Annotated in this window: 14 protein-coding genes; 13 read left to right on the top strand and 1 reads right to left on the bottom strand. The window is 60.1% G+C overall.

The genetic code is table 11. The features are described 5' to 3' along the window. Nucleotides 1-61 precede the first annotated feature (61 nt). From LAN70_06905 to LAN70_06855, 11 genes are all read left to right on the top strand, one after another. Complete coding sequence (locus LAN70_06905; protein MBZ5510883.1) at nt 62-706, top strand: hypothetical protein; 645 nt, start codon at nt 62-64, stop codon at nt 704-706. 686 nt (nt 707-1,392) lie between these two features. After that, nucleotides 1,393-3,333: a hypothetical protein gene (locus LAN70_06900; GenBank protein ID MBZ5510882.1), complete on the top strand. Its 1,941-nt coding sequence runs from the start codon at nt 1,393-1,395 to the stop codon at nt 3,331-3,333. 166 nt (nt 3,334-3,499) lie between these two features. Beyond that, nucleotides 3,500-4,477 (top strand): GTP 3',8-cyclase MoaA, encoded by a 978-nt coding sequence (moaA, locus tag LAN70_06895; GenBank protein MBZ5510881.1) that lies wholly within the window; start codon nt 3,500-3,502, stop codon nt 4,475-4,477. Nucleotides 4,478-4,590: 113 nt separating this feature from the next. After that, nucleotides 4,591-7,170 (top strand): molybdopterin-dependent oxidoreductase, encoded by a 2,580-nt coding sequence (locus LAN70_06890; protein MBZ5510880.1) that lies wholly within the window; start codon nt 4,591-4,593, stop codon nt 7,168-7,170. A 10-nt stretch (nt 7,171-7,180) separates the two neighbouring features. Continuing rightward, nucleotides 7,181-7,873: a hypothetical protein gene (locus LAN70_06885; GenBank protein MBZ5510879.1), complete on the top strand. Its 693-nt coding sequence runs from the start codon at nt 7,181-7,183 to the stop codon at nt 7,871-7,873. A 99-nt stretch (nt 7,874-7,972) separates the two neighbouring features. Further along, complete coding sequence (locus LAN70_06880) at nt 7,973-8,629, top strand: molecular chaperone TorD family protein (protein ID MBZ5510878.1); 657 nt, start codon at nt 7,973-7,975, stop codon at nt 8,627-8,629. A gap of 43 nt (nt 8,630-8,672) precedes the next feature. Then, nucleotides 8,673-9,578, top strand: a complete 906-nt coding sequence (locus LAN70_06875) for a sulfurtransferase (protein ID MBZ5510877.1) — start codon at nt 8,673-8,675, stop codon at nt 9,576-9,578. A 5-nt stretch (nt 9,579-9,583) separates the two neighbouring features. Next, nucleotides 9,584-11,800: a molybdopterin-dependent oxidoreductase gene (locus LAN70_06870; protein MBZ5510876.1), complete on the top strand. Its 2,217-nt coding sequence runs from the start codon at nt 9,584-9,586 to the stop codon at nt 11,798-11,800. 6 nt (nt 11,801-11,806) lie between these two features. Then, a complete protein-coding gene (locus tag LAN70_06865) occupies nt 11,807-12,538 on the top strand; it encodes a 4Fe-4S dicluster domain-containing protein (protein ID MBZ5510875.1) in 732 nt (243 codons plus the stop codon). A gap of 7 nt (nt 12,539-12,545) precedes the next feature. Then, nucleotides 12,546-13,382, top strand: coding sequence for a cytochrome b/b6 domain-containing protein (locus tag LAN70_06860; protein ID MBZ5510874.1), 837 nt, complete (start codon nt 12,546-12,548; stop codon nt 13,380-13,382). A 71-nt stretch (nt 13,383-13,453) separates the two neighbouring features. Further along, nucleotides 13,454-14,107: a rhodanese-like domain-containing protein gene (locus LAN70_06855; protein ID MBZ5510873.1), complete on the top strand. Its 654-nt coding sequence runs from the start codon at nt 13,454-13,456 to the stop codon at nt 14,105-14,107. 19 nt (nt 14,108-14,126) lie between these two features. On the opposite strand, the gene LAN70_06850 is transcribed toward LAN70_06855, so the two are convergent. Further along, nucleotides 14,127-15,035 (bottom strand): hypothetical protein, encoded by a 909-nt coding sequence (locus LAN70_06850; protein ID MBZ5510872.1) that lies wholly within the window; start codon nt 15,033-15,035, stop codon nt 14,127-14,129. Between the two features lie 190 nt (nt 15,036-15,225). Here LAN70_06850 and LAN70_06845 point away from each other — a divergent pair, with 190 nt between their 5' ends. Both LAN70_06845 and LAN70_06840 read left to right on the top strand, forming a co-directional pair. Beyond that, the gene (locus tag LAN70_06845) at nt 15,226-15,654 is read left to right on the top strand and encodes a hypothetical protein (GenBank protein MBZ5510871.1); all 429 of its coding nucleotides are present in this window, start codon (nt 15,226-15,228) and stop codon (nt 15,652-15,654) included. Between the two features lie 203 nt (nt 15,655-15,857). Next, on the top strand, nt 15,858-16,130 hold the full coding sequence (locus tag LAN70_06840) for an MFS transporter (GenBank protein MBZ5510870.1): 273 nt from the start codon (nt 15,858-15,860) through the stop codon (nt 16,128-16,130). Nucleotides 16,131-16,156 lie beyond the last annotated feature (26 nt).

Genomic DNA, 16,156 nt, shown 5'->3' with positions numbered 1-16,156 from the left:
CTGGACGGGGGCTTCCGCCATTGCCAACATGGACAAAACTTCCCTCGGTTGAGGTGTGCTCGTGCCGGCAAAATGGATGAAGATCACTTCGTTTTTACTGCTGTTTCTTATGCCTGCGACGACCATGGCGACGAATGCGGTCGGCATGATTCACGTTTCCGGAGTTGATGCCACCATTGATGGCCGGCCTTGCCACGCCGTCGATATGGGATTCGATGGCGAGCGACTGGCTACGGGAGCGAACTCGAAAGCCACGGTCACCAGCCGCGGCACCATGGTTTCGGTGTCGTCGAACACGAGCGTGAAGCTCGGTACAAAGGCGCTGGAGTTGCTCGACGGATCGGTGGTCGTAAGTTCCGATACCGGCGCCTCCACCAAAATCGAGAATCTCACGATCTCGACGCCTCCCGGCGTGCACGCCAAGTTTCTAGCCAAGCGCGTGAATGATGAACTGCAACTGCTCGCGCTGGAAGGCAAGGTTGATCTTAGCGACGGCCAGCAAACTGAGCCAGTGCCTGCGGTGAGCGGTGTGAAACTCAAGCTTCCGAAAGACTCCAACGGTTCATCTTCTTCCACCGTGAACAAGAAGAGCTGGTTGACGAATGACGAAATCGGCATTCTGATTGTTGTCGCTGCCGGTGTGGCGGCTGGCGTAGCGCTCGGCATCGTCAACTCCGAGAACGCCACGCCCGTCAGCTCACATTAAGAATGTTGCGCTGAACCCGGTGCGCCGTCGCCATTTGGGACCAAGAAAATCCTGGGAAACCTATGCCGCATCAACCGGCAGCAGTCGACAACCTTTCCGGATTGGTGACGAATGGTGACGAGAAGGGCCAATGCGCGGCAGAGCTGCCGGTGCTTCCCCAGCAGATTCAATGAAGTAGATGGTAGGCACGAGCGGACTCGAACCGCTGACCTCTTCCGTGTCAAAGCTCATCTATGCAAGTCCCTCAACAACTTATGCCACCGCGGGGGACCGCCCAAGACTCCAGCCCGGAATGGTTCGCCAGTCGCCAGTGGCCCTATGATGCATCAGGGCATCGGTGTCGAAGCCAAGGCTTTTCTGCGACGGCGGAGATTTTGTTTGTACCGGCATGCGTCACTCCCAGTTCTCTGATTACTGCATCTGATTTCACGAAGGTGCTTGAATCGGCCCGCTGCCGCGAATCGCAGCCTCGGATTGGACCCAGGCCCGTTTTGACAAGCGCGCCAGCGCTGAGGCGAGCCGGTTGCGCTTCGCAAGGCCCTCTCGCCGGCCCGGTGATGCCTGTCACAAGCCGGCATGATCTCCGCCCTAGCGCAGGCTTACTGCATCGATGAGACTCTGAAGACTGCGGCGAATGGCAGGAGCCATGAATGGAGATTCCTCATCATCAACTGGGTGCGGCACCCATGGTTTTGGTTGATGAGAATCGCATCCCGAGCTTCGGGATCGCGGGCGGATTGCTGCTTTTCGTGGTGGCGACGGGCTGTGCGGTGTGGCTGCTTCCGTTCGGCATTGTTGCCCAGGCGTGTCTTCTGCTCCACGTGGTCGTGGGGATCATCGGCGGCGCACTGTTCGCGGTCTGGCAATGGCGGCATTGGCTGGCAGGTCGCGACCAACCTCGGACGTTCAGAAAAATCTGCGCCTACCTGGGTTTCTGGTTGCTGGCAGCGAGCGCGGTGACGGGGTTCGTCGAATCGTGGCAGGCGCTGTTCGGCCGTTACGTAAGCAGCGCCTGGGATTCACTCCACTTGTGGACGAGCCTGTGCGCACTGCCATTCCTGGCATGGCATGCATGGCCGGTGAAGAAGGCCCAGGCTGGTGAGGGTGACGTAGCGTCGGAACGCCGCGCATGGCGCATCCGGAGTTGGGCAACAGCGGCTGCGGTAACCGTGATTCTGTCCGGGGCTTGCGGTGTCCTTACGGCGTACTACGCGCGTACCCAGAATGCCGACCGTGCGCGTCAGCGCGTGGGCCGCTCGGACTTCACGCCCAGCATGGTCGACACCGAGAACGGACGCCCGATCGCGGTCGAGGTGCTGGCCAACTCGGATTCCTGCGGGACGTCGGATTGTCACGCGGGAATCTACCGCGAGTGGAAGGCGAGCGCGCATCGCTGGTCAGCGGAAGACGAATTTTTCCAGGAAGTCCGTCTGGTGACGACGCGGGTGAAGGGAACGCGGGAGACAGAAAAATGCGGCGCTTGTCACGATCCGGTGTCGATGCTTTCCGGCCACAAGGACCCGGCGCTTGGGCGCGCTGCGCCGGGGTACAGCGAAGGCGACAGTTGCGTCGTTTGCCATGCGGTACGGAAAGCGGATGAACGGGGCATTGGGAGTTACGTTCTGGGCTCGCCGGCGCCGTACTTATACGAATGGCCAACCACGGCGCTGGGCCGGAGGGTGAACCATTTCCTGATTCGGTCGTATCCGGCGCAGCACAACCGCGACTTCGACCTGGCACTGCCACGCAAGCCGGAGTCCTGCGCGGCCTGCCACAAGGAATACGACGTGCTCGATGAAAAGGAAGGGCCCGTCCAGGTTGAAACCCAGTACGACGACTGGAAACGGGGGAAGTGGAACACCGATCCTGATTTGTCGCGACGGCTTTATTGCCATCAATGCCACATGCACCTGGTGGCCACCACGCGCGCCGCAGCGGACCCGTACAACCTGAAAACGCAGCGGGGCAGCCGCCATCACAATCACGCATTCTCGGCCGCCAACCAGTACATGCCGGCCGCTTTGTCGGTGCCGAATTCGAAAGCCCACCTGGAGCGAGTGCATGAATGGCTGCGGGGCGAGCGCGTGGTGACTGAGATCGAGAAAATCTGGCCGCGCGGGCCGATCGTCGAATTGAAGATCCAGGCTCCGGAAACCGCAAGGGCGGGCGAACGCGTCCGGTTCAGGGTCACGCTTTCGAACCACAAGGTCGGCCACGGTTTCCCCACCGGGCCTTTGAACATTGCGCGCGCGTGGATTGAAGTTGTGGTGGAAGACGGGGCCGGCCGCAGGGTGTTTCACTCCGGCCTGGTGGACGATCAGAATCACATCGAAGCGGGTTCCTACATTTTGAAACCGCTGGCCATCGACACCTCGGGGCGCATGTTCATGAAGCCCGACCTGTGGCATCCGGTCGGGCCGAAATTCCGGCGTGCCGTGCTGGCTGGCGACTCGGATACGTACGACTACGATTTCAAGGCGCCGCCCGGCAGGCTGTCCATCAAGGCACGATTGCGCTATAGCAAGGCCAACCAGTTCTTCATGGACGCGGTCTATCCGGAAGCGCGCCGTGAGGCGCCGATAACCGACATCTCTTCAGCGCATGCCCAAATTGACGTCCAACCGTAGAGTGCCAATTCGGTAAAAATCAGCAGCACGGCACACCCAGAGGTGAGGAGCATCACAAGAAGCCATCTCCGCCGAGGTGTAGCCTGACGGCGTTTGCTTCGCTCCGCTCTTGGGCGCATGCGGAAAGTATCGTGCCGCGATGTGCCAGTGGAGCGCAGGCTCGCGTATGGCTCTGATTGACACACAGGGTCGACGTATCAACTACCTCCGGCTATCTGTAACCGATCGTTGCAACCTGCGCTGCAGGTACTGCATGCCGGCCGAGGGAATCCGCAAACTCAACCACAGCGAAATCCTCAGCTTTGAAGATCTATATCGCCTTGCCTGCATTGCCGTCGGGCTGGGTTTGGACAAAATCCGGGTGACCGGCGGCGAACCGCTGGTGCGCAAGGGCGTGGTCGGTTTCTTGCAGCGGCTGGCGACCATTCCCGGGCTGTCGGAGCTGGTTCTCAGCACCAACGGCATGCTGTTGCGGGACATGGCGAAGGATCTGCGCCGTGCCGGCGTGCAGCGGCTGAACATCAGCCTGGATTCGTTGCGGCCCGAGGTATTCGCGGAGATCACGCGCGGCGGCCACCTGCAGCAGGTGCTGGACGGGCTGGCCGCCAGCGAAGAGGCCGGTTTTCCTCCGGCGAAGATCAATGTCGTGGTCATGCGGGGCGTCAACGATGACGAGGTCCTGGATTTCGCAGCGTTGACGCTGCGCACGGCTTACACGGTGCGCTTTATCGAATACATGCCGACGATGATGGATCCCGACTGGCGCTCGATATGGGTGCCGGCCCACGAGGTGCTGGAGCGGATCCAGCAGCGGTACATGCTGCGGTCCATCGAGGTTGCCGACCGAGCGGGGCCCGCCCGGAGTTTCAGGATTGCGGGAGCGCCGGGCACGCTGGGCATCATCAGCCCAATTTCACATTGCTTCTGCGATCGCTGCAACCGCATCCGCATCACGGCCACGGGAATGGCGAAGGGATGCTTGTTCGCCGCCGACGCAGTCGATCTCAAACCATGCTTGCGTGCCGGCGATGATGTTGTGCGCGAGACGCTGCGTCGAATCGTGACCAGCAAACCCGCGCGGCACGGCCTGTTTGCGCCACAGCCGCAGAACGAGCCTTTTTCAATGGCGCAGATTGGAGGATAGCGAGAGTCAGTTGCACGGGAAGAGTTGTGGGTTCCAAAGATTCATTGCTGAATGAGGTATTCGAGGTAACTGGTCCCTGGCGTAACACCGAACGTTTGCGAGAAGGAGGCAAGATGGAGGAAATCAGTAAGCTCTCTCGAAGAGGCTTCCTCAAAGCCGCGGGAATCGCGGGCACGGCATCGGCAGTAGCCGCGTTCCCGTTTCAGAATCTCCAGGCCCTGGAGGAGTTCGAGAAACACCCGCAGGAAGCGCCCACGTACAAAGTCATAAAAAAGGTGCCGCAAGTCTGCACCCGCGCCTGCGAGGTCAACTGCGCAATCCAGGTAGTGGTCGGCACGGAGCCCAAGACCGGCCTCGAGCGCGCGATTACCGTCGAAGGGAGACCGGAAGATCCCGTTGCCGAGGGCAAGTACTGCGTGAAGGCGATGGGCTTTGTCGATTCCATGTACGACCCCGACCGGCTGATGGTCGCCTTGAAGCGGACCAATCCGCAAAAGGGAACCGACTTCGATCCGGGCTGGGTCACGGTGAAATCCGCCGATGCTCTCAGCGACATTATCGCGGTAATGAAGAAGCACGCGCCGGAGGAGATCCTGATCGCATCCCCCGGCAACCCGTTCACCAACAAGCTGTGCAAGTCCTTGGGCGTGATCCGAAGCGATCAGCGCACCGAGTGTTTCGGAACGCACTACTACATCAATTGCCTGACCATCACCAACCCGCCGAACGACGTTTATTCCAGCACTTACACTCCGTCGCACCACCTGCCCGGCTATGACTATGACATGGCGAAGTACCAGATCTGGTTCGGATTCGATTCCTTCACCAAGTCGGCCAAGGCAGGCATGTTGCCGCACTGGAACAAAGCCAAGCAGAACGGCGCCAAGATCGTGATGTTCAACCCGGTGAGAACGCCCATCTCCGACAATCTTGCCGACGCCTACTATCCGATCAAGCCGGGCACCGACCTGGCGGTCACGCTGGCCCTGATCAACACCATCATTGCCAACAAGAAGTACAACGTCGAGGCCCTCAAGAAGCATTCCGATGCGCCGGCGCTGGTAGACCTGAAAACCAAGTTGGCGTTGAAGAACAAGGACGGCATGTTCTACGCCTGGTGCTCGAACCACAAGCGGGTCGAGCCCCTCGACACCTGCGACGAGCCGGCAATGGATGGTGGCGCGTTCACCTTCACGCTGGATGGCAAGGAAATCACCGCCAAGCCGGTCCTGCAACTACTGGCCGAAACCACTCGCGATTTCACTCCGGAATGGCAAGAGCCCATCACCGAAGTGAAGGCGAGCGCGATCCGGCAGATCGCACTCGATTTCGCGGCGGCGGCCCCGTACGCCGTGATTCCGTCGAACAAGCGCGATGCGGCCGGCCCTAACTACGCGAATAGCTGGAGGCTGCGTCACTCCATCGCCATCATCAACACCCTGGTCGGGTCGATTGACCACGAGGGCGGACTGCTGTTGTTGCACGACGTGAAAATTCCCTGGCTGGAAGACCTGTCAGAACCGGTGCAGCCGTATCCGGCTCTACCGACGAAGTCAGTGGACTTCCGGCACGAGTTCCCGGTCACCAATGACATTTACCGGAACAAGGACTTTTCCGCGCCGGGCCACTACGGCATGGTTGGCTTCGGTCTGTACACGACGGACACCGTGAAGGTCGTGTTCTACGCCAACCCCCACCGGGGCCTGTTTGCCACCATCCAGCCGCAGATGCTGGAGGCGGCGCTGGCCAAGAAGGAAATGGTGGTGGATTGGAACCTCTACCTCGATGACCTGGGCTACTGGTGCGATTACGTTCTGCCCGCACCACACCAGTACGAAGAGCCCAAGCTGGACGTGCGCACCTACTACCCGAAGTGGGCATGCCTGGTGGGCGGTGCTCCGGTGCAGAAGAGTCCGGGCGACCAGATCGGCTGGGGCGCGGTGACGATGAAGATCGGCATGGCGCTGGCGCCGAAGTACTGGACGACGGACGGTAGCGGGGACCCCAAGAAGCAGGTGCCGCTCAACATCGGCGACGTAGCGGTCAAAGCTGTGGGCGCGGCTGCCAACACCAAGGAGTTCATGGAAAAGGGCGCCTTCTGGATCGACAAAACCCCTTACCAGAACTACAAGCAGATCAAGAAACAGGGATACAGCCGGCCTGACGGGCGGGTGAGAATGTTCATCGACGAATTTTCCAAGGTCGATCATTCGCCGCTGCCGATCTGGGCTCCGAGATGGCAAGAGCCGGACGATCAATACCGGTTCTCACTGCTCATCACCCGGGCGCCCTGGTACATGCATGCCGATCCCAACTTCATCAACAATCCCGTCCTGAAGCAGCTCACCACCAAGAACTACATGGACTGCGTGTGGATCAGCAAACGCGCAGGCCAAAAGCTCGGCCTCAAGGATGGGGAACAAGTCATCGTCGAAAGCAACCCGAAGTACATGAAGGTACTGCGGCGTCCGGTGACGGCGAAGGTGCACCTGTCGGAGCGCATCACGCGCGACGATTGCGTGCTGACCTTCCACGGCATTGGGCATCGCGCCAAGAACCTGAAGGTGGCCAGCAACTTCGGATACCGCGATGGCGACCTGATCCCGCAGAAGGACCCGATGATGAGCAAGAAACGGGATCCTCTCGGCATGGGTTGGGTGGAAGACGTTTTCGTCAGCATCAGGAAGGCGTGAGGAGGCCGGGATGAAAGAACAAGCTATTTTGGTCGATACCACCCACTGCACCGGGTGCAATACCTGTTCCTACCGCTGCATCCAGGAATTCGGCGAACACGATCAGGCTGCCCGGGGCATGTTCCGCAGCGTCGTCCTGATTAAGGACCACGGTGTCGTCAAACAACAATGCATGAACTGCAAGGATGCGCAGTGCGTGAAAGCTTCCGCCGGGGCGCTGACCAAGTCAGCGTACGGCCCGGTGCTGGTGGACGCGTCGAAGGTGAAGGACGGGAAGGCGATCGCTGACTCCTGCCCGTTCCATGCTGCGCAGTACGACGAAGTCTCCAAGAAGCTGATCAACTGCAACCTGTGCGCCCACCGGCTGACCGCTGGTCAAAAGCCGGCGTGCGTGGAAGCGTGTCTGTCGGGGGCACTGCAATCCGGAGACTACGAGGAGATGTCCGCACGCGCCAGGCAACTGGCGGCGAGCAAGCAACTCAAGATCTACGGGTTGCAGGAGAACGGCGGGACACACGTGATCATCCTGACGAAGACCGATCCGGTCGCGCTGGGATATCCGAAGGTCAAGGGACGCCTGCGGGCCGAACTCAACGACCTGGCTGCGGCTCCACTGGTTGCCGGAGCCTTGTACGCCGGGTTCAAGAAGTACAGCGAACGAAGGACCGCAGTCGAACAGACGGAAAACAAAAAGGCGGAGTAGTCGGGTTCGGTTTCGAGGTCCGGCAGGTCGAGCTCATCGATTCTGCCGGACCTCGAGGCTCGGCCCTGGCTGCCGTTAGCCAATCACAAAGGTGGATGAATGCAAGCACTCACTGAAACACTCGTTGAGCAGGAGGCCAAGGCAACACTGTACTCACTGCTCGCCAAGGCGCTGAATTATCCCGACGACCAGCTTGTGGACGCAATCGCGAAGGGTGAATTCGCCGAAGCGCTGGCCGGCTCCCTGGAAGCCCTCGGACAAGGCTCAATCGGGCGCCATGTCCGTCAGTTCGGCAAGGACATGCGGCGCAAGCCGATCAACCGGAAAAACCTGCTGCTGGAGCTCGAGAAGGACTACACGTGGATGTTTTTCGCCTCCAAGCCTCGGGCAGCGTACCTGTTCGAGTCCGTGTACCGGGAAGGGAAACTGCTGCAGGACTCCACGTTTGAAATTGCAGGACTTTACCGGGACGCAGGCTTGGTGCTGAACGAGGATTTCAGGCTTCCGCCGGACCACATTGCGGTGGAACTGGAATTCCTGTCGTTCCTTTTTTTCAAGGAGCTCGAAGGACACAAGAAAGAAAAACAAGAAACGGTGGCATACGCTCGCGAACTGCAGGCCGCGGTCGTGGATCGACATCTCCGCTCGTTCGCACAGAACGTGGCGGAAAGATTGACGCAGCACGCGAAAACTTCCTTTTACAAAACCGTAGCGCGGGTGCTGGGAACGATCTTCTCGCAAAAGGCGCCGGCCTGACGAAATTGCAATGGGCTAAGTGTCGCCCGCATGGAGGTTTGCCTTGAAACGCTCGCTTTATATCGCAATCGTACTGTTGCTGTTGGTTACGGCGACGTTCGGTGTAGCGCAGGTTGCTACGCCGTCAAACGATATGGTGGTCAGCACCGATTGGCTGGCGGCGCACGGAAAAGACGCGAGCCTGGTGGTGCTGCATGTTGGCGTGGACCGCAAGGCCTACGACGCGGGCCACATCCCGGGAGCGCGGTTTCTCGCCCTGAGCGACGTTTCCGTGAGCCGTAACGGCGTGCCCAACCAGGTGCCCGCGCCCGGCGATCTCAAGAAGTCCTTGGAGAAGGCCGGTGTGGGCGACGCATCATTCGTTGTTGCCTACGGGGACGGCCCCCTGCTGGCGACGCACGTTTATTTTGAGCTCGACTACATCGGCCATGGCCGGCACGCCATCCTCGACGGCGGCCTGGAAAAATGGAAAACGGAAAAACGTGCCGTAAGTGTGGTTGCAGCAGAAGTCAAGCCGGCAACGCTGACCGTGAAGTTACATCCGGAACTGCTCGTTGACCTCGCCACAATGCAAAAAATCGTGGCGGACAAGAAGACCCTGGTGATTGATGGCCGCGCCGCAGATCAATTCTCAGGCGCCATCCCCGGCGACGGCATCAAGCGCGGCGGCCACATCCCCGGCGCCAAGAATGTGTTCTGGCTGCAGGCCCTGGTCAGCAGGGAAAACCTGGCGCTGAAGCCGGTGGCCGACATCCGTGCCTTGTATGAGGCTGCCGGTGCAAAGACCGGGAAAGAAGTAGTGGTCTACTGCCGGACGGGACCGATCGCGAAGCACCAATACTTCACGCTCAAGCTCGCCGGATTTCGTCCCTTGATGTACGACGGGTCGTTCATGGAGTGGAGCAACGCCAGCGGAACGCAAGTCGAGACCGGAACGGGCGGTCTTTGATCGCCATGGCTTCGAACATCACGCGCCGCCAGTTCGTTAAGCTCTCTGCCGGTGCGAGTGCCGCGCTCGGGGTTTCTGGTACCGCGCTCGCCGAGCGGCCGCACCCGCCCGGCTGGCGCGGTTCGCAGCGGGTGGAGCAGATTGCGACCACCTGCGAGATGTGTTTCTGGCGCTGTGGCATCATCGCCGAAGTCGTCGAAGGAAAAGTTGTAAGGATCACGGGGAATCCCGATCATCCTTTGACCAAAGGGCGGTTATGCGGCCGCGGCAATGCCGGCACGGAGCTGCTCTACGATCCCGACCGGCTCAAGTACCCGCTCCTGGGAACCGGCAGACGCGGCGAGAAAAACCTGGCGCGCGCTAGCTGGGACCAGGCGCTGGACTACTTCGCCAAGCGGCTTTCCGACTTGAAAACCCAGTATGGTCCGGAAAGCGTGGCGCTATTTCCTCACGGCGTGGCGTCATCGTTTTTTGGCACGCTGATGAAAGCCTATGGCTCGCCCAACCGGGCAGAGCCTTCCTTCGCACAGTGCCGCGGTCCGCGGGATGTTGGCTATGCTCTGACATTCGGACGTGACCTGAATTCTCCTGAGCCCCTCGATCTGGAGGAAGCGAAGCTGATCGTCCTGATCGGCTCGCACATCGGCGAAAACGTATTTACGTCGCAGGTCACTGCCTTTGCCGATGCGCTCGCGCGCGGCGCCCGCCTGATCGTTGTCGACCCGCGCTTCTCCACCTCCGCGGGCAAAGCCGACTGGTGGTTGCCGATCCGCCCCGGCACGGACACGGCGCTGCTGCTGGCGTGGATGAACGTGCTGATCAGCGAAGGCGGTTACGACAAAGATTACCTCCAGGCCTACGCCACGGGATTCCCTGAACTCGAGGCCCACGTGCGCGGATTCACGCCGGAGTGGGCCGAGGCGATCACGGAATTGTCCGCTTCCGATATTCGAGAAACGGCGCGCGCCATGGCGAGTGCACGGCCGGCGGTGCTTTTGCATCCCGGCCGCCACACCAGTTGGTACGGCGACGACACGCAACGCGCGCGTGCCATGGCCATCCTTACTGCGCTGACCGGGAGTTGGGGGCGCAAGGGCGGAATTTTTCTCCCGACGCCGCTCAAGCTGGGAAAGCTGGCAACGCCGCCATTACCACAATCGCCGCGCGGGCGGGCCGACGGCGCGGGCACTCGTTTCCCATTTGCCTCGGAGGAGCAAGGCGTCACCAACGGGCTGGTGGATGCCACCCTCACCGGCAAGCCCTATCCCATCAAGGCATGGATCATCTACGGGCAAAACGTGCTGGAGAGCATTCCCGAGCGGCAAAAGACATTGCAGGCGATGGAAAAACTCGAGTTCATTGCCGTGGTCGACGTGATGCCCATGGAGCAGATCAACTACGCCGATCTGGTGTTGCCGGAAGCGACCTACCTGGAGCGCTACGATCCGCCGCACATTGTCGCGACCGCGAAGCGGCCGTTTGTGGCCATACGGCAGCCCGTAATCGAGCCGTTGCACGAGTCGCGGCCGGGTTGGTGGATCGCCAAGGAACTGGCTGGCCGGCTCGGGTTGGCGGCTTACTTCCCGTGGAACAAACCCGAGCAACAGCTTGCGGCGCTGATCCAGCCGCTGGGCGTCAGCCAGGATGCGCTGTATGCCCGCGGTGCCGTGGGGTTCGATGGCCGTCCCTACCTGGAGGATCGCCTGCCCGACGACGGCCCGCTGTTCCCGACCGCGAGCGGCAAGATCGAACTGTACTCATCGGCGCTGAAGGACGCGGGATTCGATCCACTGCCGCGGTACACGCCGCACCCGGACGCTCCTCTCGGGTATTTCCGCCTGCTTGACGGGCGCTCTCCGCTGCACTCGTTTGCGCGCACGCAGAACAACGCATTGCTCAATTCACTGGTCGCGGAGAACGAATTGTGGATCAGCGCAAAGGCAGCTCACGACCTTGGCCTGCGCGACGGGCAGAGAGTCGTGCTCGAGAACCAGGATGGGGTCAGGAGTTTACCGATCAAGTTAGCGGTCACCGAGGGCATACGCCGTGATTGCGTGTTCATGGTTCACGGATTCGGCCAGGGATCCAAACGGATGCGCCGGGCTTATGGCCGCGGCGCTTCCGATACCGGCCTGATGACGCGTGTGCAGGTGGATCCGATCATGGGCGGGACCGGCATGCGGGTCAATTTCGTGCGCGTACTGCGGCAAGAAGAAGGATAGAAGCGCATGGCACGATACGCGATGGTCGTAGACATGACGAGATGCGTGGGGTGCCAGGCTTGCACGGTGGCGTGCGACAAGGAATGGGATGTCCCGTTGGGATTTGCCCGCACGCGCGTACAGCGCACGGGTATCGTCGGGACGTTCCCCAGGCTGGCGTCCAGCTTCCGCGTGGCCCAGTGCAATCACTGCGATCGGCCTCCCTGTGCCGAGGCTTGCCCGACGGGCGCGACGCGGCAAGGCGTGGACGGAATCGTTCGCATCGACACCGGGGTCTGCATCGGCTGCGGATATTGCGTGGACGCCTGTCCTTACGACGCGCGCTTCATCAATCCGTCCACGCGCCAGGCCGAAAAGTGCGACTTCTGTGCCGCCCGCCTGGAGCGCGGCATGGAACCGGCTTGCGTCGCTACCTGCACCGCTCACGCCAAGTACTTCGGGAACCTGGAAGACTCCCGCAGCGAGGTCTTCCACATGGTTTTCGACTCGGGCGCACGAAGGCTGCAAACCGCGCAGGTGGCGGTCGCGCCCAACGTTTATTACCTCGGGAAAAAATCGGAGGTTGATCTCGCGTTCACCAAGTTTCCGCCCCATCCGCCGCGCGTCGTGAGGGCCAGGGAATTTTGGGGCAGAGTGGTGAAGCCGTTGGTTTTGGCGGCGGTGGGAGCAAGTTTTGCCGGGCAGGCAATCGCGTTCTTTCACCAGTTGCACTCGGGCGAAGATGCTGACGACAAGTAAGGCGATTATGGCAGCTCACACCATTTCGCAGTCTCCCCCACGGATCACGGCGGCGGAAGCGGATGTGCTCTTGCACCGGCAGATGAAGAAGCACGACGTGGCCATCATGCTGCTGCACTGGTTCAACGCGACGGTGTGGGGCCTCGAATTGATGACGGGCGCCGCCCTGGTTACCTCCACTTCCTTGCGAGTTGCGCCCCCGTCGTACGCCCGGATCGTGCAGGGCTTTTTCCATTCCCAGGCCAACATGCTGCAATTCCACATTGCCGTCGGAATCACCTGGGTGTTGGTGTTCGCCGTCTACGGCACGTTTGGGTTTCGGACCTACCTGCGCAAGCAGGTGCTGCAGCGCGAGGTCAGCCTGGATGGCGACGACATCCAATGGCTGCGTATCCGGCTACTGAGAATGCTCAAGCGCACCAGCGAGCCGTTGCCGCCGCAGGGTATTTACAACGCCGGCCAGAAGCTGTTCGCCATCGCGGTGTATGCGATGGCGCCGGTCATCATGATCACCGGCATCATCATGACATTTCATCTCGTGGGAACAGCCGTGGTCGGCTGGGCCGCGGTGGTGCACTTCGCGGCGGTCGGAGCGGTGCTTTCCGGACTCATCATTCACGTGTACATGGCGGCCGTGTTCCCGGAGGAAAAGCCGGCGTTCTTCTCGATGATTACCGGAAGCGTGAATGAGCTGTACGCCTACCGGCACCACTTCAAGTGGTGGAACGAAGTTTGCGGCAACCGCGGCAAGGCGGCATCGGAAAACGGCCCCGGGCCAGAGGTATCGCCGGTGAGTGCGCCGAAACCGCTTGAAAACTGCGCGCGCAGAGAGGCAGAAGAATGACGCAACCAATCTCACTAAGCCGAAGCCGACTGCTGGGATTCGCACTGATCTTTGTTGTCGTTGGCGTAATCATGGCAACCGTTGTCAGCCAACGTGTCAAGGCGGCGGAGACCGCAGCCGCGGTGAAGGCGATCGCCGCCGACGCCGGCCATGTCGCAGCCGGCGAACTGGCGCAGTGGATTCTGGAGAAGCGTCAGGATTACCAGTTGATCGATTTACGCGATCGCTGGCACTTCGACGACTATCACATCCCGACGGCCGTCAATATCCCCTTCGCCGAGCTTTTTCGGGCCGATAACCTGCAGCGGATCGATCGCCAGAAGAAAGTCGTGGTCTACGGCCTGGGCGCGGGCAACGCGGCGCAGGCGCAGTTGCTGCTCAGCATGAAGGGATATCGGGCCTACATGTTGGAAGATGGCATCATCGCCTGGTGGGACGAGCTGATGACGCCGACCAGCCTCCGCTCCGCCAAACCTTCGTCATCCGGGTATCAGCAGGCGCGCCAGTTGCGCGAATATTTCATGACCGGAGGCCAGGCTGCGGCGCCCGCGATCCCGGCTGCTGCTCCAGTGCCCGCGGCATCGCCAACGACTCCGGCGAAAACCGCGGCTCAAGCCCCGGCCAAGCCCATTGCCAAGCCGGCGACAAAACCCGCCAAGCCGGCCAAGCCGCCTGCAGACGACAAGGAAAAACAAAAGCTCAAGCTCGGTGTCGGTTGTTCATGAGCTACAGGTTGAATCCGGCCTAGCCGTTTGCGGGCTCCAACTGCTGAAGAAGTTCTGAGACATACAGGCGAGACTTCTGAATTCTTGCGCCAAAGTGATTCTCTAGTCTTGCTTTTACCATTGTTTCCAAGTCGAGCACCTGCTCAAATCCCGTGTATTTATTGCGCCACTGTTGTTGAGGGAAATGGTAACGAATGACCGAGTTCTTGAGCGCATGCTTGTTGGTCGGGTGGCGGAAGAAATCCGGATTGTTCAGGACAAAATTAACCAGGGGAATTCGGAGCCATGCAAGCATGATCTCAGGGGTGCTGAAATAGAAAAACGGTTCATGCCGCACACGGTTTCTGCGGCACCATTCAAGGGGAGTCGTATAGGTGATATCCGCCTTCAAATATGGATCAGCCGCGGTCAAGACTTTCTTGGATGCATCGACTTCATACAGCTGCTCCCCGCCGGCCAAAACCGCAAACCCGCCCATGTTTTCGACGACAGACATCTCTTTGATCATCATGTAGCGAAAAAGCTCGCCGGCGACATAGCCATCTTCGATGTAGGTATCGAGTTCGTTCTTCACGAAATCGAAAATGTCGAGGGCATGCAGCTCCTGATGTACTTTGTTTTGCTGGCACCATCGTTTCGCATGCATGACGTCATGAGCGTTCTTGCCATCGGCAAATTCGATTGTCAGCACCTTGAATGGCAGGTTGAGTCTGAGAAAAACCTCACAAAGCGTTTCGCTGTCGACTCCGCCGCTGGAGCAGATCCAGATAGGCTTGGTGGTGGACTCGGCTAAAGAAATCGCCGCCTTTTCAAGCTCTTGAGTCCATGAGAGCGGCGTCCGCTCACAATGGGAAAATTTGAACCGGGAAGTGGCGGTCGGATAATTGGGCTCATCCCACCGATACTGCAAATTATCCATGCTCCCCATGACCGGATTATAGCTTTCAAGCCTCCCTTCCCCTGCACTACCGCGTCACATCTGGATTCCCCAAAATGGGCAGCAGTCCGTGCAGTCGTGTTTGCACATCACTGCAGGCTTAGCCGAAGGTGTGCTAGCTTTTAAGTGTTTCGAATACTCGGCCCTGCGTTGGCTTGGGCAGACTCAAGCAGGACTGGACATGAGCAAATTGAAGAAGCGGCTTAATAGTGTTTTCGTCTTTGTGATTTTCCTTTTCAGTTGCACCCGACTGGCATTCACACGCATTTGGCCCTTTCAGCAGGCGAGTCAAAAACCTCCGAGTGTTAAGGTTTTCGCGCTCACCGAGGCTGCCTGGCTGGAGCTCCGCGCTGGTGGTGCTGGCGCGGCTCAAGACAAAAGCGGATCGAAGAGCGGCGACGACAAGAAGGAACCCTCGAAAGGCAGTGAGGATAAGAAGGAGCGAGCGAAGGGTTCTGATTGCGACAAAGGCGGTTCCAAGAGCAGCGATGACAAGAAGGACGCATCGCCGAGCGCCGATGACAAGAAAAAGGATGCACCGAAGAGCGGTGAGTGCAACAACTCTGGGCCGGGGGGCGGGGATGGCGATACCGGCGGCGGTGGCGGTTAGCTGTTTTGCTCTCAGCGTTAGCTGAACAGTAGTGGAGTCCACTCCTCCTACGTTCCTGTTTTCAATCACTTAGGATGATGCACCTGTGGTTCCGCCGATACAGGAACGCCTGCGTGACCGCCCTGAGGACCGACTCATGCGACTTCGACTCCTCATTCGCGCCCTCGCGCGGCGCACTGTGGGCCATGATGGGGTTCTAGGGCTTGTTCTACGCCTTTACCACGCCGGTGCTGAAGAGAGTGGTAGTGGAGAATGCGCCGCCGGAAGCGCGCGGCCGCGCCTTCGGCATCTTCTATTTCGTCACCAGCATCGCCGCGCTACTCTCCAGCATTCTCACCGGCGAACTCTGGAAGCATTACGGCGCCGAGCTTCCGTTCCTGCTCTCCGCCGCGCTGGCCGCGGTTTCCGCCGTGCTGGTACTGATCGCACCGAAACTGCGAATCCAAGCTATGAGCGATTTGCAACTTAGGAATTAGCCAATCACGTTAGGCCGCGCTCTCGC

This window comes from Terriglobia bacterium, assembly GCA_020072845.1.
Lineage (GTDB): Bacteria > Acidobacteriota > Terriglobia > Terriglobales > Acidobacteriaceae > JAIQGF01.
The sequence above is the reverse complement of the archived record's forward strand: the minus strand, read 5'-3'. Positions and strand labels throughout refer to the sequence as shown.

Excerpts from the sequence above, each read along its gene's own strand:
- LAN70_06900 (MBZ5510882.1), top strand. The coding sequence starts at position 1,393 with ATGGTTTTGGTTGATGAGAATCGCATCCCGAGCTTCGGGATCGCGGGC.
- moaA (MBZ5510881.1), top strand. The coding sequence starts at position 3,500 with ATGGCTCTGATTGACACACAGGGTCGACGTATCAACTACCTCCGGCTA.
- LAN70_06890 (MBZ5510880.1), top strand. The coding sequence starts at position 4,591 with ATGGAGGAAATCAGTAAGCTCTCTCGAAGAGGCTTCCTCAAAGCCGCG.
- LAN70_06885 (MBZ5510879.1), top strand. The coding sequence starts at position 7,181 with ATGAAAGAACAAGCTATTTTGGTCGATACCACCCACTGCACCGGGTGC.
- LAN70_06880 (MBZ5510878.1), top strand. The coding sequence starts at position 7,973 with ATGCAAGCACTCACTGAAACACTCGTTGAGCAGGAGGCCAAGGCAACA.
- LAN70_06870 (MBZ5510876.1), top strand. The coding sequence starts at position 9,584 with ATGGCTTCGAACATCACGCGCCGCCAGTTCGTTAAGCTCTCTGCCGGT.
- LAN70_06865 (MBZ5510875.1), top strand. The coding sequence starts at position 11,807 with ATGGCACGATACGCGATGGTCGTAGACATGACGAGATGCGTGGGGTGC.
- LAN70_06860 (MBZ5510874.1), top strand. The coding sequence starts at position 12,546 with ATGGCAGCTCACACCATTTCGCAGTCTCCCCCACGGATCACGGCGGCG.
- LAN70_06855 (MBZ5510873.1), top strand. The coding sequence starts at position 13,454 with ATGGCAACCGTTGTCAGCCAACGTGTCAAGGCGGCGGAGACCGCAGCC.
- LAN70_06850 (MBZ5510872.1), bottom strand. The coding sequence starts at position 15,035 with ATGGGGAGCATGGATAATTTGCAGTATCGGTGGGATGAGCCCAATTAT.
- LAN70_06845 (MBZ5510871.1), top strand. The coding sequence starts at position 15,226 with ATGAGCAAATTGAAGAAGCGGCTTAATAGTGTTTTCGTCTTTGTGATT.